The following is a 21,518-nucleotide window of genomic DNA, read 5'->3' on the forward strand; positions in this document are numbered from 1 at the left end:
CGGCCAGTGTGCCGTCAGCCGACCGCCGCGGCCAGGAAGCCGGCGACGTCCGGGTTCGTCGTGACCGGGACGCCCGCCGCGCGCAGGTGGTCCGCGAACTCCGCCGACTTCCGGCCGCCTTCGGCGATCAGGAACGGCGGAGCGCCCGCCGCCGGGTACGCCAGGGGGCTCGCCGCCCGCAACGTCGACGGTGCGCGGCCCAGGGCCACCAGCACCGACGCCCGGGTCACCGGGTCCAGGCCCGTGAGGTCGAACTCGGCCGGGGCCGCCAGCGCGGCCACCGCGCGGACCTTGCTGTCCTGCCCGGGGTACTGACCGGTGTCCGGCCCCGGCGCGACGCCGAGCAGGGACGCCAGTGTGCCGCCCGCGCCGGAGCCGACCGCCGTGACGCGGGCCGGGTCGATGTTCAGCGCCGCCGCGTTCGCCTTGAGGAACCGGACGGCGCAGCGGGTGTCGGTGAGCGCCGCCGGCCACGGTGCGGCGGGCGCGAGGCGGTAGTCGATCGACGCGACGGTGAAGCCGCGGGCCGTCAGCTCGTCCCGCAGCGGGGTGAGCCGGGACCCGGCGAGCTCGGCACCCGGTCCGGCGGTCCTGCGGTCGCCGGCGATCAGCCCGCCGCCGTGCAGGAAGAGCGCCACCGGCGCCGGCGGCCCGCCCGGCCGCGGCCGGGCGACGTCCATCGCCAGCGGTACGCCGCCGGGGCGGCAGTACTCGACCGTGGCGCCGTCGAGCAACGTCGACGCGGTGGGCGCCGTGATGCCCGCTCCGGCAGCGACGGTCCCGGCCGCGCCCGTCGCGAACACCACCAGCAGCACCGGGAACAGCACGATCCACGCCGACACGCGCAGCAGCGCCGACGGCCGCGGGTGCGCCCGCCGCCGGGCCACGACCAGGAAGCCGAGCACCGCCACGACCTGCAGCCCGGCCGCGACGTAGTCGGTGAAGCCGACCACCGCGTCGGCGGGCTGCCAGGGGTCGAGGCGCACGAGCAGCCCGAGCGGCCGGCTGGCCACCCACACCGCCAGCGACGTCGTCGCGGCGAGCGCGGCGGCGTGGGCCGTCCTGCGGGTCGGCCACCCCAGCACCGCGAAGACGGCCACCAGCTCGAGGGTCGCGACCAGGGCGAACAACATGGCGTACAGCTGCCAGACCCGCCACAGCGCGGGCACCGAGACGGCCGGGATCAGCGCCCCGCCCAACGCGGCAAAAGCGGCCGTGACCAGCACCGGACCGCGTCGCAGGAGAGGCACGGCGGTCGTCGACGGGCGGTAGACGCCCCGCTGTCCGTCGACGACCTTCATGCCGCCAGTGTCACCCGGTACCGGCCGGCACCGCCACGGCTCCGGCGGCGCAGCGCCGTTACTTCCGCGACGCCGTGTAGTTCCGGAACAGCAGATACGTGTCGAGGATGTCGGAAGAGGCGCTCTGCACCGAGCGGTAGATCCCCCACTTCGGGCGGACGTAGTCACCCTGGTCGGGGATGGTGACGCTGCTCATGCTGCCCTGCGCGGCCACCGGGGCGCCGGTGCCCGTGCCGTTGCGGATGACGGCCGACGCCTTGCCCTTCGAGCCCGGCGTGAACGTCCATTCGATCGTGATCCACTTGTCGCGCAGCGGCGCGAGGTCGGTGGCCGCGATGCTCGGCGAGCCCGGGTTGGCGTAGGCGCGCGCGTTGAGCATCTCCTTGCCGCCGCTGCGGGTCAGGTCGAGCGTCACCCACGGGCCGCCGTTGGTCGACGGAGTCTTGGTCTGGAAGATGTGGGTGAACTTGCTGGTGCCGTGCAGCGAGCCCGGGATGTACATCTCGTAGGAGAGCGTCCAGGTCTCGCCGTCGTGCATCTTGAGCGTGGAGCCGCTTTGCACCATGCCCTTGGACTCGGTGCGCTGGCGGTCGCCGCCGCCGGTCGTGTCGCGGTCGTCCTTCCAGATGGTGAAGCGGTAGTGGTCGCCCTCGACCACGACGTACTTGCGGTCGGGGTGGTGGTTGCCGCGGTCGGCTTCGATGCCCTCGAAGGCCTTCAGGCCGTCGGTGGCGGGGTTCGGGTGCCACAACGGCGCGGCTTCGGCGATCGGGCTGAACAGAAGCGGCACGGTGAGGGCGGCGACGGCGAACGCCGTCCTGCGGGGGAATTCCGGCATCGTCGGTGTGTCCTTCCTGACGACAAGTTCGGCAGGGGTGCACATCGGTCGGCGGACGGACCCGGAAAACCGGGCTGGACATCCGATGTCTTACCTCTCGAAGCTAGCGCTCTCCGGTAGTCGTTGGCAAGTTGCTCGCCCAATTGGTCGATGATTCATCTGATGGATGCGGAGTAGCAGTCCGCCAGTGCACCGAACGCCGCCTTGGGCGCCCACGGCACGCCCGGGTACGTCTCCCCCGCACCGTCTTCCAGCAGCTTCACCACTCCCCAGCTCGCCATGTCCAGGTCCGTCCGCGGGTCCGCCCGGTGCACCAGGCCGTAACAGACGAACGTGCACGCGAAAGCCGCGTCGACGCCCTCCGCCGTGAAGATCTCCAGCAGCTCCCGGAGGTACCGCGCCTGCTCTTCCTCGTCCCGGACGTACTCGCCCTTCAACCGCACCGGGACGTCACCTTCGTACTCCACGATTTCGCCGCACCGCGCGCCGAGGTCGGCCGCGCCGCGGTAGGGCGTCACGCCGAACTCCGTGATCGCCACCGGTTTGCCCGACGCCACCAGCGTGCGGACGCCCTCGCGGTAGACATCCGCGACCTCCTTCGAGCGGTGCGCGTCCACCGAGACGATGTCGAACGGCGCCCAGTCGACCCGCTCCAGCGGCACCGCCGCGTACGTGACGCGCCCGCCGAACCGCTCGCGGACCGCCGGGACCGCGCGGGCCAGGAAGGCGTTGACCCGGTCGGACAGCCCGGCGATGAGCTCCCGCGACGCGAGCAGCCCGGACAGCCGCTCCCCGATCCCGTCCCCCGGCAGGAAACCGTGGTTGAACAGGCTCAGCTCGGCCCCGGTCACGAACACGATCTCCGCCCCGGCCGCCCGGAGGCGTTCGGCTCGTGACGCGCCGTCGGTGAGCAGCGCGAGGATCTCCTCCGGCGTCCGGTCCATCGGGAACGGCGAGAACCACACCTCCAGCCCCAGCGCGGCCGCCTCGCGCGCGGCGAACTCGATCCGGTCGAGGTCGGTGCCGATCAGCCGGACCGCCGTGCAGTGCAGGTCGTCACGGATGACCGCCAGCTCACGCCGGACCAGCCCGGCGTCGAAGGGGCGGTTGAACCGGCCGTTCAGCTCCAGCCCGGTGTCGTAGCCGATGCCCTTGGCTCTCACTGTTCCTCCCGAATTTAGGGTACGGTCCGTACCGTACCCTAAGCCGGTAGAGTGACGCTCATGGCCGAAAAGACCCGGCGCCGCGGCGCCGAGCTGGAAGAGGCGATCCTGCGCGCCACCGCGGACGAGCTCGCCGAGGCCGGCTACCCCGGCCTCACCATCGAGCGGGTGGCGCAGCGGGCCGGCACCAACAAGAACACGATCTACCGCCGCTGGCCGAACCGCGCCGCACTCGGCGTCGCCGCCTACCGGCTCCTCGCCGAGGAAACCCTGAAGCCGCCCGACACCGGCAACCTCCGCGAGGACGCGCTGACGCTGTTGCGAACGATCAACTGCGGCCAGACCTCGCCCGCCGCGCGGATCCTGCGCGGTCTCCTGACCGGCGTCGGCGAGGAGCCCGAACTCCGCGAGCAGCTCTACGAACAGGCCGCCGAGGGAGGCGCGAAGACCTGGCTCACGATCGTCGAGCGGGCCGTCGCCCGCGGCGAGGCACGCCCCGGAGCCCGGCACCCGCGCGTCGCGACGGTCGCGCTCGTGTTGCTGCGCAACGAACTCCTGACGCGCGGACTGACCACAGTGGACGACGGCGTGCTCGTCGAGATCGTCGACGAGGTCTACCTGCCGCTGGTGGGCGCGTAGATCGTCACCCGCAGCTCCGGGTCCTCGGCGGCCTGGAAGACGGCGTAGTCGAACACCGCGGGCCCGGGCACGAACAACGTCTTCCGGCCGGGTCCGCTGCGGCCGACGTCGTGGCGGTCCCACCACGTCGCGAACTCCGGGCAGCCGGCCCGCAGCCGCGCCGCGAGCCCGGCGAACGCCGGGTCACCGGCCCACAGGTCGTGCGCGGCGCGGAACTGGGCCACCGCGTGCTCGGCCTGCGCCGCCCAGCCGTCGCCGAACAGCCGCCGGCCGCGCGTGCCGAGCAGCAGGAAGACCAGGACGTTCCGGTCGGCTTCCGGTGCCGCGCCGAAGTCGGTGAACAGCTCGGCCGCGGCGGGGTTCCAGGCCAGGACGTCCCAGCGGCGGCCCGTCACGTACGCGGGCTCGCTCAGGCCTTCGACGAGCCGGCGGGTCGCTTCGGGCACCTGCTCGCGGCGGAACGGGGTCCGGGCCGGGTTCCGGGCCAGCGCCCGCAGGTGGGCGCGCTCGGCGTCGTCCAGCCGCAGGGCGCCGGCGAGCGCCTCGACCGTTTCGGACGACGGGCTGACCGTGCGGCCCTGCTCGAGCCGGATGTACCAGTCGACGCCGATGCCGGCCAGCTCGGCGACCTCTTCGCGGCGCAGCCCCGGGGTCCGGCGACGGCGGCGGTCCGGCAGCCCGAGCGCCGAGGGGTTCAGCCGTTCGCGCCGCGACCGCAGGAACTCCCCCAGCCCGGCGCGGGCCACCTCCGGCATGACGACCTCCGTGGCACTCGGCAGTCCCAGGATGATACCAGGCCTGGATAGCCGCTCCCGGTTCGCCGACGATCGAGGCATGAGAGCCGCGATCCTCGAAGAGTTCGGCAAACCCCTGTCCGTGCAAGACATCCCCGCGCCGGCCCTCGGCACCGGCGAAGTGCTGGTCGACGTCGTCGCGGCGGGCGTGCTGCCCTACGCGGCGGAGGTGTTCCGCGGCGAGCGGAACTACCAGCTGACGCTGCCGGTCGTGCCCGGCGCCGGCGCGGTCGGCCGGGTGCGCGCGACCGGCCCGGACGCGACCCGCCTGACGCCCGGCGACTGGGTGCTGTGCGACCCGGCGATCCGCTCCCGCGACGACGCGCTGACCCCGGACATCACGCTCCAGGGCCTGAGCGCGCGCGGGGACGGCGGTCTGTTCCTGCAGCGCCACTTCGGGCACGGCGCGTACGCCGAGCAGGTGCTCGTCCCGACCGAGAACGCGGTGCCGCTCGGGCCGGTCGACCCGGCCGGCGCCGGCCGGTGGACCGCGCTCCTGCTCTGCCTGGTGCCCTACGGCGGCTGGCTCGCGGCCGACCTGCGACCAGGCGAAACAGTGCTGGTCAGCGGCGCCACCGGGAACTTCGGGAGCGCGGCCGTCGCGGTCGCGCTCGCCATGGGCGCGGCGTGCGTGGTGGCGCCGGGCCGTGACGAAGCCGTCTTGGCCGACCTGGAGCGCCGGTTCGGCGCCCGCGTCCGGACGGTCCGGCTCACCGGCGACGGCGACACGGACCGCCTGCGCCGGGTGGCCCCGGGCCCGATCGACGTTGTGCTCGACCTGCTGCCGCCGTCGGCGAGCACCGCGCCGGTGCGGGCCGCGGCGATGGCGGTCCGCGAGGGCGGCCGGGTGGTGCTGATGGGCGGCGTCGGCATGCTCGGCGGCGCCGACCTCGCCCTGCCCTACCCGTGGCTCATGCGCAACGGCATCACGGTGCGCGGCCAGTGGCTGGCCCCGCGGACGGCGACCACGAGCCTGATCGCGCTGGCCCGCGCCGGTCTGCTGGACCTCGGCCAGTTCGCCGTCACGGAGTTCGGCCTCGACGACATCACGAGTGCCCTCGACCACGCGGCAAGCGGCCGGACGCGCTTCGCCCTCACGGTGATCCGGCCGTGAGTACGGTCGAAGGATGACCCGGCTCGCCCGCCACGAGAAGCTCGCCGCAGCGCTCGAAGACTCGCCCGACGACCTCCTGGCCGGCGCGCGGCCACTCGGCGCCGGGATCGGCGGGTCGACCTGGCTGCTGAGCGTGGCGGGCGAACCGGTCTTCGTGAAGCGGGTCCCCCTCACCGACGTCGAACTGGCGAACCCGCGCTCGACGGCCGACCTCTACGGGCTGCCGCCGTGGTCGCACTACGGCGTCGGTTCGGCGGGCGGCGGGGCCTGGCGCGAGCTGGAAGCGCACCTGATGGCGACCGCGTGGGTCCGCGAAGGCGCGTGCGAGAACTTCCCGCTCCTGCACCACTGGCGGATCCTGCCCGGCCTTCCGCGGCCCCGCACCGACATCGAAGCGGACGTCGCGTTCTGGCACGGCGACCCGGGCGTCCGGCGCCGGCTGGAAGCACTCGCCGGAGCCACCACCGACCTCGTGCTGTTCCTCGAGCACCTGCCGCACAGCCTCGCCGGCCGGGACGGCGACGACCTGCCGCTGGAGCGGGACCTCCGGCAGGTCACGGAGTTCCTCGCCGGGCAGGGTGTCCAGCACTTCGACGCGCACTTCGCCAACATCGTCACCGACGGCGAGCGGCTTTACCTCACCGACTTCGGCCTCACGGTGTCACCGCGGTTCGAGCTTTCGGACGCCGAGGCCGCGTTCCTGGCCGAGCACGCCGACCACGACCGGGCCTACGTCCTGACCCAGCTGGTCAACCGGGTCGTCCGGGGCCTCGGCGAGTGGCCGGATGCCCGTGCCCGCAACACTTTCGTCCGCGACCACGCGGCGGAACACCCGTCGCCGCTCCTGCGCCGGTACGCCCCGCTCGCGGCGGTCGTCAACGACTTCTACTTCGCTCTGCACACCGAAGACCGGCGGACGCCGTACCCCGCCGGGGAAATCGCCCGGCAGCTGGAGCGCGCCGGCTTGCCCGTGATCGCCGGGCTCACTACTCGCGAGTAGGGTCAGGGGTCATGCGCGCTGTGCGACCGTCCGCGGCCGGGCCCCCGCGCGTCGACGCCCGCCGCGTGAGCCCGGGCCGTGCGACGGTGTACCGGCACTTCCCCGACCGCACGGCACTCGTGCTCGCCGTCGCCGCGCACCACCTGGCGGCGTTCAAGAACCAGGCGCGGGACAAGGACCCGTTCCGCGAACTGCTGCGCGAGGTCCTCGCGATGCAGGCCCGGGCGGACCTCGAGCCCGCGGCTCTGGCGCTGCTGTTCGAAATGCACGAGCGGGAAACGCTTCCCGCGCAGGAGAAGTGTGCCCGCCGAACCGTGGCGAGCCGGGGCACGGGCCCACCCGCGTCCCGGCTTCACCCTGGTGGAGCACACAAAAGGGGGTTGACCGGCGAGTGGCGTGGGTATCTCTACCCCACGGCACCGGCAGTCGATCACCGGCCCGGCCGCCTCCTCCCACCCGTCACATCCGGTCCCGCGGAGCACATCATGACGAACGATTCAGGAGCCTGGCACGACAAGTTGCAGCGCGCGCAGGAAGCGATCCAACGCAAGCGGGCGGAACAGACCCGCAGCACGGCGGGCGCGTCCGCCGCGTCCCGATGACCCTTCGAGTATCCACAAAGGACACATGGAGCCCCGCGTGCGCCGAAGGGGACTTTCCTCCGAACTGAGCAGAGGAAGGCCCCCTTCGGCTCACGCCGGGCCCGCACCCTTCAGCCGGGCGTTCCGGTGAGCAGCGCCTCCGCGTACTTGCGGAACGCCGCCACGAGCCCGTTCCGGTCGTCCACGCGCGACGCCACCGCCACGTGGGCCGGTTCGACGTCCTCCAGCGGCACCGTCGTCAGGTCCGGGCGCAGGCTGCCGACGGTGCCCGGGCCGGCCGGGACGATCGCCACCGCCTGACCGCTCGCCACCAGCTCGAACTTGTCGTCCAGCTCGGCCAGGCGCGGCCCGTCCGGGGCCGGGCGCCCGTCGGGGCGGGGGTCGATGCGCCAGAACGCGTCCCACGCCGCGTCGGCCGCACGGGGCAGCGGTTCGTCCGCGATGTCGTCGAGCGTCACCGACTCCTTGCCCGCCAGGCGGTGGTCACTCGGGAGCAGCAGCACCCTCGGCTCGTCGTAGAGAACCGTCACCTGCAGCCGCGCCGACGGCAGCGGCAGCCGGACCACCGCCACGTCGACACGGTGCTCCAGCAGCGCCGCGCGGGCGTCGTCCCACCGCAGGTGCTGGGTGCGCACTTCGGCGTCGGGGTGCCGGCGGCGCAGCTCCCGCACGGCCGGGGTGACGACCAGGTTCGCGATGTAGCCGACGGTGATCCGGCGCAGCCGGGCGGCCGACCGCGCGTGCGCCGCCGCCGCGGCCGCCGACCGCAGCACCTCGAGGGCCAGTGGCAGGAACGCTTCGCCGGCTTCGGTCAGCCGGGTGCCCTGCGGGGTCCGGTCCAGCAGCCGCGCGCCCACCTGCTGCTCCAGCCGGATGATCTGACGGCTCAGCGACGACTGCGTCAGGTGCAGCTCGGCGGCGGCGCGGCCGAAGTGGCACCGCTCGGCGAGAACGGTGAAGCTGCGCACCAGCCGCAGGTCCAGATCCGGGTCGGGCATGTCCCCAGCGTAGCCCGGGCGCCAGTCCGGCCGAAGACCACGACCTGCGGTGATGCGCGAACCGCGTCACGCTGCGCGAAACACTCATTGGACCTGGCACGCTCCGTGACCCCACGGTGGAAGGAGACACACTTCGCGGAGGGACCTTGATGAAGGATCTGGGACCGATCGGCGTCTACCTGCCGATCTCGTTCACCAAAACACCGTCGGCCGACGCGCAGCGCAACGGCGCCCGGCGGCTCGAAGACGCCGGCTACCGGACCGTGTGGACGAACGAGGTCGTCGGCGGCAAGGACGCCCTCGTGCAGCTGGCGCTCCTGCTGGCCGCCACCGAGCACCTCACCTTCGGCACCGGGATCGCGAACGTCTGGGCCCGCGAACCGCAGGTGCTGCACGCCGCCGCGGCACAGCTCGCGGACGCCTTCCCGGACCGGCTGGTGCTCGGGATCGGGGCCGGCCACCCGGCGCAGGCCGCCGCCGCGGGCCGGGACTACGGCCGCCCGCTGGAGACCGTGCGCGGTTACCTGACGCGGATGGACGAGCAGACCTGGCCGCCCGCGCCCGCCGCGGCCTACCCGCGGATCCTCGGCGCCAACGGCCCGAAGATGCTGGCTCTGGCCGCCGAGCTGACCGACGGCGCCTTCCCGGCGAACCTGCCGCCGGAGCTCACCGCCGAAGCCCGCGCGGCGCTCGGGCCGGGCAAGCTGCTGGTGGTCGGCCTGCCCGTGGTCACCGGCGGCGCCGAGGCGGCGCGGGAGAAGGTGACCGGCAGCCTGGGCATGGACTGGTACCGCAAAGCCGTGGAACGGCTGGGGTATTCGGCCGGCGACGTCGACACGCTCGCCGGCGCGGTGGTCGCCGAGAGCGAGCCGGACGCCATCGCGGCCAAGGCGCGCGCCCACCTCGCGGCGGGCGCGGACCACGTGGTCCTCATGCCCCCGACGACCGACGACTTCACCGCCGACGTCGAGACCCTGGAACGCCTCGCGCCCGCGACCGGCGCCCTCGGGTGAGGGGCCGGCCGCGGGCGCGGGGTGCGGGGGCTCAGACCAGGTCGTACCGGTCGGCGTCCATGACCTTCGTCCACGCGGCGGCGAAGTCGCGGACGAACTTCTCCTTCGCGTCGTCGCTGGCGTAGACCTCGGCCACGGCACGCAGCTCGGAGTTCGAGCCGAACACCAGGTCGGCGCGGGAGCCGGTCCACTTGACCTCGCCGGTGGCGCGGTCACGGCCCTCGAAGGTCTCCTGGTCCTCGGACGTCGACTTCCACTCGGTCTCCATGTCGAGGAGGTTCGCGAAGAAGTCGTTGGTCAGCTTGCCCGGCGTCTCGGTGAACACGCCCAGCGCGGACTGCTGGTGGTTCGCGCCCAGCACCCGCAGGCCGCCGATGAGCACGGTCAGCTCGGGCGCGCTCAGGTTCAGCAGGTTCGCGCGGTCGACGAGCAGGAACTCCGACGGCAGGCGGTGGCCCTTGCCGCGGTAGTTGCGGAAGCCGTCGATCGTCGGCTCCAGCGGCGCGAAGGACTCCGCGTCGGTCTGCTCCTGGGTGGCGTCGGTGCGGCCCGCGGTGAACGGCACCGTGATGGTGACGCCGGCGTCCGCGGCGGCCTTCTCGACCGCGGCGGTGCCGCCCAGCACGATCAGGTCGGCCAGCGAGACCCTCTTGCCGCCGGACTGCGCGGAGTTGAAGGACTCCTGGACGCCTTCCAGCGTGCGCAGGACCTGCGCGAGCTGGTCGGGCTCGTTGACCTCCCAGCCGCGCTGCGGCTCGAGGCGGATGCGGGCGCCGTTCGCGCCGCCGCGCTTGTCACTGCCGCGGAACGTCGAGGCCGACGCCCACGCGGTCGAGACGAGCTGGCCGACGGTCAGGCCCGAGTCCAGCAGCTTCGCCTTGAGGTCGGCGACGTCGGCGTCGGAGACCAGCTCGTGGTCGACGGCGGGGACGCGGTCCTGCCAGATCAGCGCTTCGGCCGGCACCAGCGGGCCGAGGTAACGCTGGATCGGGCCCATGTCGCGGTGGGTCAGCTTGTACCAGGCGCGGGCGAACGCGTCGGCGAACTGGTCCGGGTTCTCGTGGAAGCGCTTGGAGATCTGCTCGTAGACCGGGTCGACGCGCAGCGACAGGTCGGTGGTCAGCATCGTCGGCTTGCGGGCCGGGTCGCCGGCCTCCGGGCCGGGGATGGTGTCCTCGGCGTCCTTCGCCACCCACTGGTGGGCGCCGGCCGGGCTCTTCGACAGCTCCCACTCGTAGCCGAACAGGTTGTCGAAGAACTGGTTGCTCCACTGCGTCGGCGTCGAGGTCCAGGTGACCTCGAGACCGCTCGTGATCGCGTCCCGGCCCTTGCCGCTGTTGAAGGTGTTCTTCCAGCCGAGGCCCTGCTCTTCGATGCCCGCGCCCTCGGGCTCGGCGCCGACGAACTCGTCGGGGTCGGCCGCGCCGTGGGTCTTGCCGAAGGTGTGGCCACCGGCGATGAGGGCGACGGTCTCCTCGTCGTTCATCGCCATCCGGCCGAACGTCTCGCGGATGTCGCGGGCCGCGGCCAGCGGGTCCGGGTTGCCGTTCGGGCCTTCGGGGTTGACGTAGATGAGGCCCATCTGGACCGCGGCGAGCGGGTTCTCCAGGTCGCGGTCACCGGTGTAGCGCTCGTCGCCCAGCCAGGTGCGCTCCGGGCCCCAGTACACGTCCTCGTCCGGCTCCCACACGTCGGCGCGGCCGCCGGCGAAGCCGAAGGTCTTGAAGCCCATGGTCTCCAGGGCGCGGTTGCCCGTGAAGATCATCAGGTCGGCCCAGGAGACCTTCTGGCCCCACTTCTTCTTGACGGGCCAGAGCAGCCGGCGCGCCTTGTCGAGGTTCCCGTTGTCCGGCCAGCTGTTCAGCGGCGCGAAGCGCTGCATGCCGGCGCCTGCTCCCCCGCGGCCGTCGTCGATGCGGTAGGTGCCGGCGCTGTGCCACGCCATGCGGATCATGAACGGCCCGTAGTGCCCGAAGTCGGCGGGCCACCACTCCTTCGAGGTGGTCAGCACGGCGTCGACGTCGCGCGCCAGCTCGTCGAGGTCGACGGTCTTGAAAGCGGCGGCGTAGTCGAAGTCCTCGCCCATCGGGTTCGCGACGGCGGGGTGCTTGCGCAGGATCTTCAGGTTGAGCTGGTTCGGCCACCAGTCGCGGTTCCCCGCGCCTTCGGTCGGGTGGTTGCGACGCCCGGCCGAAACCGGGCAGCCGCCGGCGGCCTCTTCGTTCAGCTCGCCAACCTTGGCGTCAGCACTGTCAGACACAGGAATCCTTCCGGGACGGGAACAACGTTCAGGAACTCGGCGCGGTGGAGCAGTCGGGGCACAGGCCCCGGTAGACGACCTCGGCTTCGTCGATCACGAAGCCGTGGGCGTCCGACGCGGTCAGGCAAGGCGCGTGGCCGACGGCGCAGTCGACGTCGGCGATGGCCCCACAGGACCGGCACACGACGTGGTGGTGGTTGTCCCCCACGCGGGCCTCGTACCGGGCGACGGAGCCGGGCGGCTGGATGCGCCGCAGCAGCCCCGCTCCGGTGAGTGCCCGCAGGACGTCGTAGACGGCCTGGTGGGACACTTCCCCGAGACCTTCGCGCACGGCCCCGATGATCGAGTCGGTGTCGGCGTGCGGGTGCCCGTGGACCACGGACAGCACCGCCAGCCGCGGACGCGTGACGCGCAGGGACACCTCGCGCAGCATCCGCTCGAACTCCGTGGTCGTGGGCACGGGGCCGAGTCTGCCGCATTTTCTGGAATGAATCAAGAATAGCCACCCGGCCGTGTCGCGGCTCCCGCTACAGCCGGGCCCGGTGGTCCTTCGCCAGGCCGTGCAGCGCGCACGGCTGCCCGGGAGCACGCGGGCACAGCACCCACGACTCCGTCGGCGTCGCCACGTAGAGCCGGTACGGCGACGACCCGGTGACGTCGTCCCGGGTCAGCTCCGACGCGCCGTCGTCGTCACGCCGGGGGTAGCACCCGAGCAAGCGGTCGAGCTCGGCGTCCGCCGCCTCCCGGGCCTCACCGACCGCGTAGACGGCCCGGCCGTGGTACGGCGCGACCGTCGAGTCGAAGACGACGAGGCTCACCCGCGGACGCTGCGCGAGGTTGCGGGAGTGCCGGGCATCGGACTCCGAAACCCACACGAAGGTCCGGTCGTCGGCCGGGGCGAAGTACACCGGAGACGTCCACGGGCCGCCGTCCGCGTCGGTCGTGCCCAAGGTCAGGTAGCGGTTGGCCGCGAGGAGGGCGCGGGCGTGCGCCGCGAGCGTGTCGTCCGTCATCAGGACCCGGATTCTGCCACCGATCCGGTGAGACGGAGATCACGAGCCACCGGGTTTACCCGAGACCCGGAGGGGTAAACGTCGGACGTCCAGGTTCTCTCAGCTGCTTCCGACCAGGAGTCGTTCGATGACCAGCGTCCTCACGGACTTGGAGAGCACCAGCCCGGTCCCGCGCCCGCGCCGCACCGACGCGCTCGCCGAGCTCGCCCGCCTCGCGGCGCTGGCCGAGCTGGCGAAGCGCTCGTCGCCGTCGCTGATGCACCACGCGATCCTCGCCGGCACGAGCGCCGCGGCGGTGGCCGCGGCCGCGAAGCTCGACGTCGCCGAGGCCCACGTCCGCTGGCACCAGTGGGCGGACACGGCGGTCGGTCTCGACGAGTACCTCCGCGTGCACGCCGAGTTCGCCGAAGCCGTCATCGCCCGCCACGCCGCCCTCGAGGAGCCGACATGACCGCGCCCGCCGCGCCGGAGACCCACGTGACCCTGGCCGACCTGGCCGCGCTCGGCACCGCCGCGACCGAGCTGCTGGCGGAGATCACCGAGCAGTTGGCGGCCGTGACGCTGAAGTAGTTGAGGACGTCGCGGGGCTCGGCGATCCGGCCAGGTCTCCAGCTCCCCGCCCGCGGTCCGGTTCTTGACGTCGAGGAACGGGATGCTGCGGTCGATCATGTCGTTGCGTAACGACCACTGCTCGTAACGGATCGGCTAGGGTCGGGCCATGGCGGAAGCAAGCAAGGAAGCCAGGCCGCGCCCCGGCGGCCGTCCCCGGGACGCGGCGCTGGACGAGGCGATCATCCTGGCCACCCGGGACCGGCTGGTCCGCGACGGGTATTCGCTGATGACCATCGGCGACATCGCGGCGGACGCGAAGGTCAGCCGCCCGACGCTCTACCGCCGGTGGGCGACGAAGTTCGAACTGGTCGTCGACGCGCTCGACTACGGTTTCCGCCGGCAGCGGGACATGTACACCGTGGACCTGGCGCGGCTGGAGCCGCGGGAGGCGTTCACCGAGGCCGTCCGCCGGCTCGACCCCGCGTACTTCAACCCGGACGCGATGGTGCTCATGGGCAACTTCGCCGGCGAGGCGATCCGCACCCCGGAGCTGCTCGGGATCCTCCGCGAGCACGCCGTCGAACCGCGGGTCACGCTGGTCGAAAACGTGCTGACGCAGCTGCAGGAAAGCGGCGCGGTCCAGGACGGCGTCGACAAGCACACGATCGCGACGATGTGCTTCGGCAGCTACTTCGCCGCCTTCCACCGCGGCGAGCCGACGGACGGGATCCCCGAGGCGGTCGTCTCCGTGCTGTGGCCGGCGATCGCCGGGAAACCGGCCCGCCGGCGGCGGTGAGGTCTGCGTCACACAGGCTGAGCGGGGCAAACGCGGTCCACTCAACCAAACCGGCCTCCCGCACGTGTATTCGAGGTGTGAGGCGAACTTCGGATCGACGACGGCTGTTCCGGCCGGGGGTCACCGCGGTCGCGGTGCTGGCGGGGGCCGGCATCGCGTTCGCGCACACGGCTTTGGCCGCGGCGCCCCCACTGCCCGCATTGGCGGCGTCACCCCACGCGCACAGCCTGCCTGATCCCGAGGCGACGTCCGCTCCCCCGGCGCCCGCGCCGGCGCCGGTGCTGCCGTTCAACGCGAAGCTGACGTCGGCGGACATCCCGGTCCCGGGCGGCGGCGTCCGGGACGGCGCGTGCAGCGGAGCGCTGGTGGCGCCGCAGTGGGTGGTCACGGCCGGGCACTGCTTCCACGACCTGAAGGACGCCCGCATCGGCGGCCGGCCGCGCTACACGATGACGGTGACGGTCGGCCGGCTCAAGGACAGCGACCCGGGCGGCCACACGGCGGAGGTCGTCGACGTCCGGCAGTCGCCGCTCAACGACCTGGCGGTCGCGAAGCTCAGCGCGCCGGTCGAGGGCATCACCCCGGTGACGCTGGCCCAGGAGCGCCCCGCGGTCGGTGAAGAGCTGCAGTTCGCGGGCTGGGGTTCCCATTCGGCGACCGTGCTCGGCCCGTCGGACCACCTCAAACGCGGGCACTTCCGGGTCTCGGGCATCGACCGGACAACGTTGGAGGCGCAGCCGATCGGCACCCGCACGGTCGACAACGGCCCCTGCCCGGAGGATTCGGGCGGCCCGTTCTTCGTCTCGGACGACGACGACCGGACGGGCACCCTGGTGGCGATCGTGAACACCGGGCCGCCGTGCCCCCAGCCGGGGCCGGAGACGATCGCGAGGGTCGACGTCGTGGCGGACTGGATCCACGAGCAGACCGGCTGACTAGCGAGCCGTGCGGTAGGCGCCCGGAGCGACGCCGAACTGCCGCTTGAAAGCGTGCGACAGCGCAAAAGGCGACGCATACCCGACTTTCGCGGCGATCGACGGCAGCGGCAGGTCCGTCTCCCGCACCAGCCGCGCCGCCGTCGTCAGCCGCCACCAGGTCAGGTACGCCATCGGCGGCTGGCCCGTCAACGCCGTGAAGCGGCGGGCCAGCGTCGCGCGGGAAAGGCCGACCCGGGCCGCCAGGTCCTCGACGCGCCACGGGGCCGCCGGGTTCGTGTGCAGCTCCTCCAGCGCCGCCGCGACTTCGCGGTCGCGCAACGCCTGGGGCCAGCCCGCCGCCGGGTTGCCGTCGAGCCACGCCCGGATCAGGTACACCAGCAGCAGGTCCAGCAACCCCGTCAGCACCGTCGTGTGGCCCGGCCGCCGGTCGGTCACCTCCGCGCCGAGCAGGTCGATCGCCGCGCGGAGCTCGGCGTGGCCGCCGACGCGGGCGGGCAGGTGGACGACCTCGGGCAGCGTCGCCAGCAGCGGGTGCCGCCGGGCGTGGTCCAGCCGGTACTTGCCGCACAGGAACTCCGTGCGGCCGCCCGGTTCCGGGACCGCCGTCTCGAACGGGACCGCGCCGGTCGTGTCCGGGGTCGCGGACAGCGTGTGCGCGCCGCCGTGCGGGACGAGGACCGCGTCGCCCGGGCCGAGCGGCACCGGCTCGCCGCCGTCCGGCACCAGCCAGCCGCTGCCGCGCAGCAGCACGTGGAAGCCCGCTCCCTCGTACGGCGCGAAGCGGTAGCACCAGCCGTCGCCGGCGCGCAGCCGGTTCGACGTCGGCCGCCCGATCCGCACCGCGGCGATCGCGTCGCTCAGGAGGTCCACGCCGTCATCGTAGCCATGAGACGATCACGTATCAGAACGAGCAAATAGAACATGGGAACGCTCACCGTGTCATGGCAGCGTGGAGTCATGCACATCGGTGACGTCGAAGTCCTGAAAGTCCTCGAGTGGCAGGGCGAGATCGCCCCGGCGCGGACCATCGTCGCGGGCAGCCCGGACCGGCTCTGGCAGGACAACGCGGGCTGGCTCGCGCCCGACCACTGGAACCCCGCCACCGGCGGTTACCGCGGCGCGGTGCAGACCTGGGTGCTCCGCAACGAAGGCCGGGTCGTGCTCGTCGACACCGGTGTCGGCAACGACCGCGACCGGCCGCAGATCCCCCTGTTCGACCACCTGGCGACGCCGTTCCTCGACCGGCTCGCCGCCGCCGGCGTCCGCCCGGAGGACGTCGACGTCGTGGTGAACACCCGCATCCACTACGACCACGTCGGCTGGAACACCGAGCGGCGCAACGGCGACTGGGTGCCGACGTTCCCGAACGCCACCTACCTCGTCCCCCGCGCCGACCAGGTCTACTTCGCCCCCCGCAACGCCCACCGCCGGCCCGCGCCCCGCGACGAACGCGAGCGGCTGCGCCGGGACGGCAGCCTGCTCGTCTACGCCGACAGCGTCGCGCCGGTGCTCGGCCGGGCCGTGCTGTGGGAAGGCAGCCACCGCATCGACGGCAACCTCGCGCTCGAGGCCGCGCCCGGCCACACGCCCGGCTCGTCGGTGCTGCGCCTGGCCTCCGGCTCCGGCCGTGCGGTGTTCGTCGGCGACCTGCTGCACAGCCCGGTGCAGATCCTCGCGCCGGAGCACAGCAGCTGCTTCTGCGAAGACCCGCGCCAGGCCGCGGAAACCCGGCTAAGCGTCCTGGAACGCGCGGCGGACACCGGAGAGCTCGTCGTGCCGGCGCACTTCGCGGGTCCTGGCGCGGCCGAGGTCCGCCGGGACGGCAGCCGGTTCACCATCCACCGATGGGCTCCTTCGGAAGGATCACCGGCGGTTCCTCTGCGAGACTGACCACCATGGACGCCCGGCAGCTGCGCTACTTCCTCGCGGTGGTCGACCACGGCAGCGCGAACAAGGCCGCCGCGGCGCTGTACGTCGCGCAGCCGTCGTTGTCCCAGGCCGTCCGCGCGCTCGAACGTGACCTCGGGCTTGAGCTGTTCCACCGCGTCGGACGCCGGCTCGTGCTCACCGACGCCGGCACGGCGTTGATCGAGCCGGCGCGCCAGGTCGTCCGCGGGCTCGCGACGGCCCGGTCGAGCGTCGAATCCGTGGCAGGCCTGCGGGTCGGCCGGGTCGAGATCGCGGCGATGCCGTCGCAGGCCGTCGAGCCGCTGGCCCGGATGATCAAGGCCGTGACCGACGCGCACCCCGGCCTGTCCGTGGCCGTGCGGGCCGCGTTCACCGCGGCCGAAGTCGTCCACCAGGTCCGAAGTGGACAGACCGAGCTGGGGCTGCTGGCCGCCGCCGACCCGCCCGCCGCCGCGGGGGTCGAGCTGCGCCCGCTCGGCCGGCAGCGCTTCGTGCTCGTCGCCCCCGCCGACGGGCCGTTCGCGCCGGAAACCGTGGTGCGCCAAGAAGATCTCGCCGGGCAGCGGCTGATCGTCGGCCAGCCGGGCACCGGGATGCGGCGCTTCGTCGACGAGATCCGCGCCGGCGGAGTGGAGCTGACCGAGGTCGTCGAGACCGAGCACCGCGAGGCCGTCCTGCCGCTCGTGCTGGGCGGGGTCGGGGTCGCGGTGCTCGCCGACTCCTGGGCGCCGCTGGCGCGCCAGGCGGGCGCGCTGGTCCTCGACCTCGAACCGGCGAGCCACCTCCACCTCGCTCTGGCCAGCCGGACCGGCGAGCTGAGCCCGGCGGCGAGCGCGTTCCTCGCGGTCGCTTATAAGCCCGGCCGATAACGCCGGGTGGAACCCGGTCTTGGACGCGGGCGGTGTCCGGGTGATGCGATCAGCGGCATGGTCACCCATCGCATCGCGCTCATTTCCGGGGACGGCATCGGGCCGGAGGTCACACCCGCCGCCTGCCGGGTGCTCGACGTCGTCGGCCGGCGGCACGGCGTCACGTTCGCCTACGACGAGTTCGACTGGTCGTGCCGGCGCCACCTCGAAGCCGGGGCGATGATGCCCGCCGACGGGCTCGACCGGATCCGCCACCACGACGCGATCTTCCTCGGCGCCGTCGGCGACCCGGCGGTCCCCGACCACGTCTCCCTGTGGGGCCTGCTGATCCCCATCCGCCGCGGCTTCCGCCAGTACGTCAACCTGCGGCCGGTGAAGGTCTTCGAGGGGCTCGAGAGCCCGGTGCGGCGGGCGCGGCCCGGCGAGGTCGACCTCGTGGTCGTGCGGGAGAACGTCGAAGGCGAGTACAGCGAGATCGGCGGCCGGCTCGGCCGGGGCTTCCCGGACGAGATGGCCGTGCAGGAGGCCGTGTTCACCCGGGCCGGCACGACCCGCGTCGCCGATTTCGCCTTCCGGCTCGCCGGTGCGCGCCGGGGGCGGCTGACCTCGGCGACCAAGTCGAACGGCATCGTGCACACCATGCCGTTCTGGGACGAGCTCGTCGCCGAGACCGCGCGCGCCCACCCCGACGTCACGTGGGACTCCGAGCACATCGACGCCTTGTGCGCCAAGCTGGTCCTCGACCCCGCGCGCTTCGACGTCCTGGTCGCGTCCAACCTCTTCGGCGACATCCTCAGCGACCTGACCGCCGCCGTCGCGGGCGGCATCGGCCTGGCGCCGGCGGCGAACATCAACCCCGAGCGCGAGTTCCCGTCGATGTTCGAGCCGGTGCACGGCTCCGCGCCCGACATCGCGGGCCGCGGGATCGCCAACCCCCTCGGCGCCATCTGGACCGCGGCGCTGCTGCTGGAGCACCTCGGCCACGGCGAGGCCGCCGCCGAGGTCGAGCGGGCCATCACCGACGTCCTCGCGAAGACGCCGGTGCGCACGCCCGACCTCGGCGGCACGGCGACCACCGAGACCTTCACCCGAGCCGTCCTGGACTTCACCGCCGCCCGAACCGGAGCCCGTCCATGAGTGTCCCGCTGCCCGCCGCCTTCACCACCCACACGATCGACGCCGACGGCGTGCGGATCCACTGCGCCGTCGGCGGCGCCGGGCCGCCGCTCCTGCTGCTGCACGGGTATCCGCAGACCCACCTCATCTGGCACCACGTCGCCCCGCTGCTGGCCGCCACGCACACCGTGGTGCTCGCCGACCTGCGCGGGTACGGCGACAGCGCCAAGCCGCCGCCGACCCCGGGTGACGCCGAATACGCCAAGCGGGCGATGGCCCGCGACCAGCTCCTGCTGATGAACGCGCTGGGGTTCGGGCGGTTCGCCGTCGCGGGCCACGACCGCGGCGGCCGGGTCGGGCACCGGCTCGCCCTCGACGCGCCGGACGCGGTGTCGGCGCTGGCCGTGCTGGACATCGTCCCGACCCGGCACGCCTTCGAGCACGCCGACACCGCGTTCGGGCTCGGGTACTTCCACTGGTTCTTCCTCGCCGCGGGCCACGGGATCCCGGAACACCTCATCGGCGCCGACCCGGAGTTCTGGGTCACCGCGCGGATGACCGCCCGCCACCACGGCGGCACGCCCTTCGACCCGGGCGCGGTCCGGGAGTACGTCCGGTGTTTCGCGGACCCGGCCGCGATCGCGGCGTCCTGTGCGGACTACCGCGCGGCCGCGGGCGTCGACCTCGAGCACGACCGCGCCGACGCCGGGCGCCGGATCCCGATGCCGCTGCTCGCGCTGTGGGGAGAACACAGCTTCGTCGGCCGGAGCTACGACGTCCTGGACGTGTGGCGGGAGTACGCGACCGACGTGCGCGGGCACGCGCTGCCGAGCGACCACTACCTGCCGGAGGAACAACCCGAACGGGTGGCCGCCGCGCTCGGGGACTTCTTCGCCGTCACCGGCTGAGGACGGTGCGGGCGGTCAACCGGCCCTTCTCCGGCTCCCGCGCGACCTCCCCGGCCGCCACCGCGGCGGTCAGCGCGCCGGCGGTGTCCTCGGTGCGGTAGATCGTCTCCAGCAAGGTGAACCGCTGCAGCTGGGCGACGGTGCACCGGACCCGGCGGTCCACTTCGGACAGCAGGGCGCGGCGCAGCGGGAGCAGCTGTGGGGTCAGCGAGATGTCCACCAGGGTGCGCTCGGTGTCGCGCGGGTCGCGGTACTGGATGCCGGCGAACTCGTCCACGGCCCACAGCTCGTTCTTGAAGGTCGCGAGGTGCTTGCTGTCCGCCGTGGCGAACACGAGCACGTGCGCGCCGCCGTCACCGGCCACCAGCTCCACCACCACCGCACACCCCAGCCCGGCGGCCCGCAGCCGGTCACGGTGCTCCTCCCCCGCCTCGGCCGTCGTCAACACGACCTCGTGCGCCTTGCCACGCAGGAACGCCGACGGCCACCCGGCGCCGGACAGGTGCGCGAGCATCGGCCCCGCGACCTCGACGTCGTCGAGCGCGGCGACCGTCCGGACGCTCAACCCGGCCGGCGCGGGAGGCGCCTCTTGGCCGACGAGCACCGCCTCCAGGTGGTGGTCGCCGAGGCGGTCGGTGAACTCGCCGAACACCCGGAACGCGTCGGCCGCGAAGCCGCCGCATTCGACGTAGGTGCCGCCGCGCTGCGAGCGCAGGACTGTCGCGGTCCAGGCGTCGAGGTACCGCACCAGCACGTCCCGCTCGACGGTGACGTGCGGGTCGGGGCGCCGTGCGCGCTCGGCCACGCTTCCGGTTCTACCGCACCCGCCGGTGGCGCACCAGAGCGCCGGACAGCACGCCGGCCGTTGACCGTCGCCGGCCGCTTCGCCGGCACCACCGGTCAGGCTCTCCAGCGGATCGCCGTAGGGCAGCGACGGCGGCAGCTCCCTCGGCCCGATCTTCGCGCCCGGGCGAGAAGGCGACCGTCGATCAAGGCGTAGGGTGAGGGAGTCGCGGTTCAGCCGGTAGCCGCCCGTTCCCCGCGCGTTTCGTCCGCGGGGCTCCGGGAGACGGGCACCGGGTGTGCCGGCTTCCCGGCCTTACCTCGCCTCGAGGAGGCCTGTGTGCTCGACCAGCTCATCGCTCCGAACTCCCGGGTGGACGTTCCCGCCGCGCTCGCGCTGCGCGTGACCGCCACCGCCGAGACCACCACCGTGACCGCCCGGGGAGAAATCGACCTGGCCGCCGTCGCCCGGCTGAGAACCTGCCTGGCCGAAGAGACCGGACTGGCGCCGCGAGCGCTGCTCCTCGACCTCTCGGGCGTGACCTTCTGCAGCGCCCGGGGCGTCACCGAACTGCTGTTCGCCGCCTCGGAAGCGCACGTCAGCGGGGTGCCGTTCGCGATCGTCGCGGCGCATCGCGCGGTGCTCCGGCCGCTCGCCGTGCTCGGGCTGGAACGGACCCTGCCGGTCCACCGCAGCGTCGACGACGCGCTGGGCTGGCTGGCCGTCCTGCCCCGCCTGCGTTCCTAGAGGTGGATCGCCAGCCACAACGCCATCCACGCGAGACACCCGAGGGCGCCGCCGACCCCGAACGCCAAGAGCACCCGCCGCAGACCCGCGATGGTCCCGGCCCGGCCCGTCATTTCGGTGATTCCCGCATCAGCCATGCCCAGAAGATTCCCGGGTCCCGGGCGG

25 protein-coding genes are annotated in these 21,518 nt (G+C 73.2%); 14 read left to right on the top strand and 11 right to left on the bottom strand.

What is annotated here, in order from left to right; all coding sequences use genetic code 11:
- Positions 1-14: 14 nt before the first annotated feature.
- The 3 genes from ACZ61C_RS35700 to ACZ61C_RS35710 all read right to left on the bottom strand — a co-directional run bounded on the left by ACZ61C_RS35700 (position 15) and on the right by ACZ61C_RS35710 (position 3,302).
- Entirely contained in the window at positions 15-1,301 is a 1,287-nt protein-coding gene (locus ACZ61C_RS35700; protein WP_465312303.1) for an alpha/beta hydrolase fold domain-containing protein, read from the bottom strand.
- 58 nt (positions 1,302-1,359) lie between these two features.
- Entirely contained in the window at positions 1,360-2,139 is a 780-nt protein-coding gene (locus tag ACZ61C_RS35705) for a hypothetical protein (RefSeq protein WP_465312304.1), read from the bottom strand.
- 155 nt (positions 2,140-2,294) lie between these two features.
- Positions 2,295-3,302 (bottom strand): hypothetical protein, encoded by a 1,008-nt coding sequence (locus tag ACZ61C_RS35710; protein WP_465312305.1) that lies wholly within the window; start codon positions 3,300-3,302, stop codon positions 2,295-2,297.
- A 60-nt stretch (positions 3,303-3,362) separates the two neighbouring features.
- Between ACZ61C_RS35710 and ACZ61C_RS35715 the strand changes: the two genes are divergently transcribed.
- On the top strand, positions 3,363-3,941 hold the full coding sequence (locus ACZ61C_RS35715; protein WP_465312306.1) for a TetR/AcrR family transcriptional regulator: 579 nt from the start codon (positions 3,363-3,365) through the stop codon (positions 3,939-3,941).
- Here ACZ61C_RS35715 and ACZ61C_RS35720 read toward each other — a convergent pair.
- Entirely contained in the window at positions 3,917-4,696 is a 780-nt protein-coding gene (locus tag ACZ61C_RS35720) for a helix-turn-helix transcriptional regulator (RefSeq protein ID WP_465312307.1), read from the bottom strand. The genes ACZ61C_RS35715 and ACZ61C_RS35720 overlap by 25 nt on opposite strands.
- 79 nt (positions 4,697-4,775) lie before the next feature.
- Between ACZ61C_RS35720 and ACZ61C_RS35725 the strand changes: the two genes are divergently transcribed.
- From ACZ61C_RS35725 to ACZ61C_RS35735, 3 genes are read left to right on the top strand one after another with little or no spacing between them, the layout of a single operon-like run.
- Complete coding sequence (locus tag ACZ61C_RS35725; RefSeq protein ID WP_465312308.1) at positions 4,776-5,849, top strand: alcohol dehydrogenase catalytic domain-containing protein; 1,074 nt, start codon at positions 4,776-4,778, stop codon at positions 5,847-5,849.
- A 13-nt stretch (positions 5,850-5,862) separates the two neighbouring features.
- Positions 5,863-6,849: a hypothetical protein gene (locus ACZ61C_RS35730; RefSeq protein ID WP_465312309.1), complete on the top strand. Its 987-nt coding sequence runs from the start codon at positions 5,863-5,865 to the stop codon at positions 6,847-6,849.
- An 11-nt stretch (positions 6,850-6,860) separates the two neighbouring features.
- Entirely contained in the window at positions 6,861-7,451 is a 591-nt protein-coding gene (locus ACZ61C_RS35735; RefSeq protein WP_465312310.1) for a hypothetical protein, read from the top strand.
- A 110-nt stretch (positions 7,452-7,561) separates the two neighbouring features.
- Here the strand turns inward: ACZ61C_RS35735 and ACZ61C_RS35740 are convergent, their stop codons facing one another.
- Positions 7,562-8,449, bottom strand: a complete 888-nt coding sequence (locus tag ACZ61C_RS35740) for a LysR family transcriptional regulator (RefSeq protein WP_465312311.1) — start codon at positions 8,447-8,449, stop codon at positions 7,562-7,564.
- Positions 8,450-8,598: 149 nt separating this feature from the next.
- On the opposite strand from ACZ61C_RS35740, the gene ACZ61C_RS35745 reads away from it, so the two are divergent.
- Complete coding sequence (locus ACZ61C_RS35745; RefSeq protein WP_465312312.1) at positions 8,599-9,462, top strand: LLM class flavin-dependent oxidoreductase; 864 nt, start codon at positions 8,599-8,601, stop codon at positions 9,460-9,462.
- Positions 9,463-9,493: 31 nt separating this feature from the next.
- On the opposite strand, the gene katG is transcribed toward ACZ61C_RS35745, so the two are convergent.
- The 3 genes from katG to ACZ61C_RS35760 form a co-directional block, all read right to left on the bottom strand.
- Positions 9,494-11,722 (bottom strand): catalase/peroxidase HPI, encoded by a 2,229-nt coding sequence (gene katG, locus ACZ61C_RS35750; RefSeq protein WP_465312313.1) that lies wholly within the window; start codon positions 11,720-11,722, stop codon positions 9,494-9,496.
- 28 nt (positions 11,723-11,750) lie between these two features.
- The gene (locus tag ACZ61C_RS35755) at positions 11,751-12,182 is read right to left on the bottom strand and encodes a Fur family transcriptional regulator (RefSeq protein ID WP_465312314.1); all 432 of its coding nucleotides are present in this window, start codon (positions 12,180-12,182) and stop codon (positions 11,751-11,753) included.
- Positions 12,183-12,249: 67 nt separating this feature from the next.
- Complete coding sequence (locus tag ACZ61C_RS35760; RefSeq protein WP_465312315.1) at positions 12,250-12,735, bottom strand: pyridoxamine 5'-phosphate oxidase family protein; 486 nt, start codon at positions 12,733-12,735, stop codon at positions 12,250-12,252.
- A 127-nt stretch (positions 12,736-12,862) separates the two neighbouring features.
- Between ACZ61C_RS35760 and ACZ61C_RS35765 the strand changes: the two genes are divergently transcribed.
- The 4 genes from ACZ61C_RS35765 to ACZ61C_RS35780 all read left to right on the top strand — a co-directional run bounded on the left by ACZ61C_RS35765 (position 12,863) and on the right by ACZ61C_RS35780 (position 15,018).
- Entirely contained in the window at positions 12,863-13,186 is a 324-nt protein-coding gene (locus ACZ61C_RS35765; protein ID WP_465312316.1) for a hypothetical protein, read from the top strand.
- Positions 13,183-13,305 carry a hypothetical protein gene (locus ACZ61C_RS35770; RefSeq protein WP_465312317.1) on the top strand — a complete coding sequence of 41 codons (123 nt, stop codon included), beginning with the start codon at positions 13,183-13,185 and terminating at the stop codon, positions 13,303-13,305. The genes ACZ61C_RS35765 and ACZ61C_RS35770 overlap by 4 nt, the downstream gene beginning before the upstream one ends.
- A 148-nt stretch (positions 13,306-13,453) precedes the next feature.
- A complete protein-coding gene (locus ACZ61C_RS35775; protein ID WP_465312318.1) occupies positions 13,454-14,083 on the top strand; it encodes a TetR/AcrR family transcriptional regulator in 630 nt (209 codons plus the stop codon).
- 77 nt (positions 14,084-14,160) lie between these two features.
- Positions 14,161-15,018, top strand: coding sequence for a S1 family peptidase (locus ACZ61C_RS35780; protein WP_465312319.1), 858 nt, complete (start codon positions 14,161-14,163; stop codon positions 15,016-15,018).
- Here ACZ61C_RS35780 and ACZ61C_RS35785 read toward each other — a convergent pair whose 3' ends face one another.
- Positions 15,019-15,891 (bottom strand): AraC family transcriptional regulator, encoded by an 873-nt coding sequence (locus ACZ61C_RS35785; protein WP_465312320.1) that lies wholly within the window; start codon positions 15,889-15,891, stop codon positions 15,019-15,021.
- Positions 15,892-15,978: 87 nt separating this feature from the next.
- Here ACZ61C_RS35785 and ACZ61C_RS35790 point away from each other — a divergent pair, with 87 nt between their 5' ends.
- From ACZ61C_RS35790 to ACZ61C_RS35805, 4 genes are read left to right on the top strand one after another with little or no spacing between them, the layout of a single operon-like run.
- On the top strand, positions 15,979-16,911 hold the full coding sequence (locus tag ACZ61C_RS35790) for an MBL fold metallo-hydrolase (RefSeq protein WP_465312321.1): 933 nt from the start codon (positions 15,979-15,981) through the stop codon (positions 16,909-16,911).
- A 5-nt stretch (positions 16,912-16,916) separates the two neighbouring features.
- Entirely contained in the window at positions 16,917-17,798 is an 882-nt protein-coding gene (locus tag ACZ61C_RS35795) for a LysR family transcriptional regulator (protein ID WP_465312322.1), read from the top strand.
- A 57-nt stretch (positions 17,799-17,855) separates the two neighbouring features.
- Positions 17,856-18,935: a tartrate dehydrogenase gene (locus ACZ61C_RS35800; protein WP_465312323.1), complete on the top strand. Its 1,080-nt coding sequence runs from the start codon at positions 17,856-17,858 to the stop codon at positions 18,933-18,935.
- Positions 18,932-19,822, top strand: a complete 891-nt coding sequence (locus ACZ61C_RS35805) for an alpha/beta fold hydrolase (protein ID WP_465312324.1) — start codon at positions 18,932-18,934, stop codon at positions 19,820-19,822. Before ACZ61C_RS35800 ends, ACZ61C_RS35805 begins: the two co-directional genes overlap by 4 nt.
- Here ACZ61C_RS35805 and ACZ61C_RS35810 read toward each other — a convergent pair.
- Positions 19,812-20,627, bottom strand: a complete 816-nt coding sequence (locus ACZ61C_RS35810) for a hypothetical protein (RefSeq protein WP_465312325.1) — start codon at positions 20,625-20,627, stop codon at positions 19,812-19,814. The two genes, ACZ61C_RS35805 and ACZ61C_RS35810, sit on opposite strands and share 11 nt — an antisense overlap.
- 318 nt (positions 20,628-20,945) lie before the next feature.
- Here ACZ61C_RS35810 and ACZ61C_RS35815 point away from each other — a divergent pair, with 318 nt between their 5' ends.
- Complete coding sequence (locus tag ACZ61C_RS35815) at positions 20,946-21,353, top strand: STAS domain-containing protein (RefSeq protein ID WP_465312326.1); 408 nt, start codon at positions 20,946-20,948, stop codon at positions 21,351-21,353.
- On the opposite strand, the gene ACZ61C_RS35820 is transcribed toward ACZ61C_RS35815, so the two are convergent.
- Positions 21,350-21,490 carry a hypothetical protein gene (locus ACZ61C_RS35820; RefSeq protein ID WP_465312327.1) on the bottom strand — a complete coding sequence of 47 codons (141 nt, stop codon included), beginning with the start codon at positions 21,488-21,490 and terminating at the stop codon, positions 21,350-21,352. The two genes, ACZ61C_RS35815 and ACZ61C_RS35820, sit on opposite strands and share 4 nt — an antisense overlap.
- Positions 21,491-21,518: the final 28 nt, after the last annotated feature.

This window comes from Amycolatopsis sp. NPDC104587 (assembly GCF_055583645.1).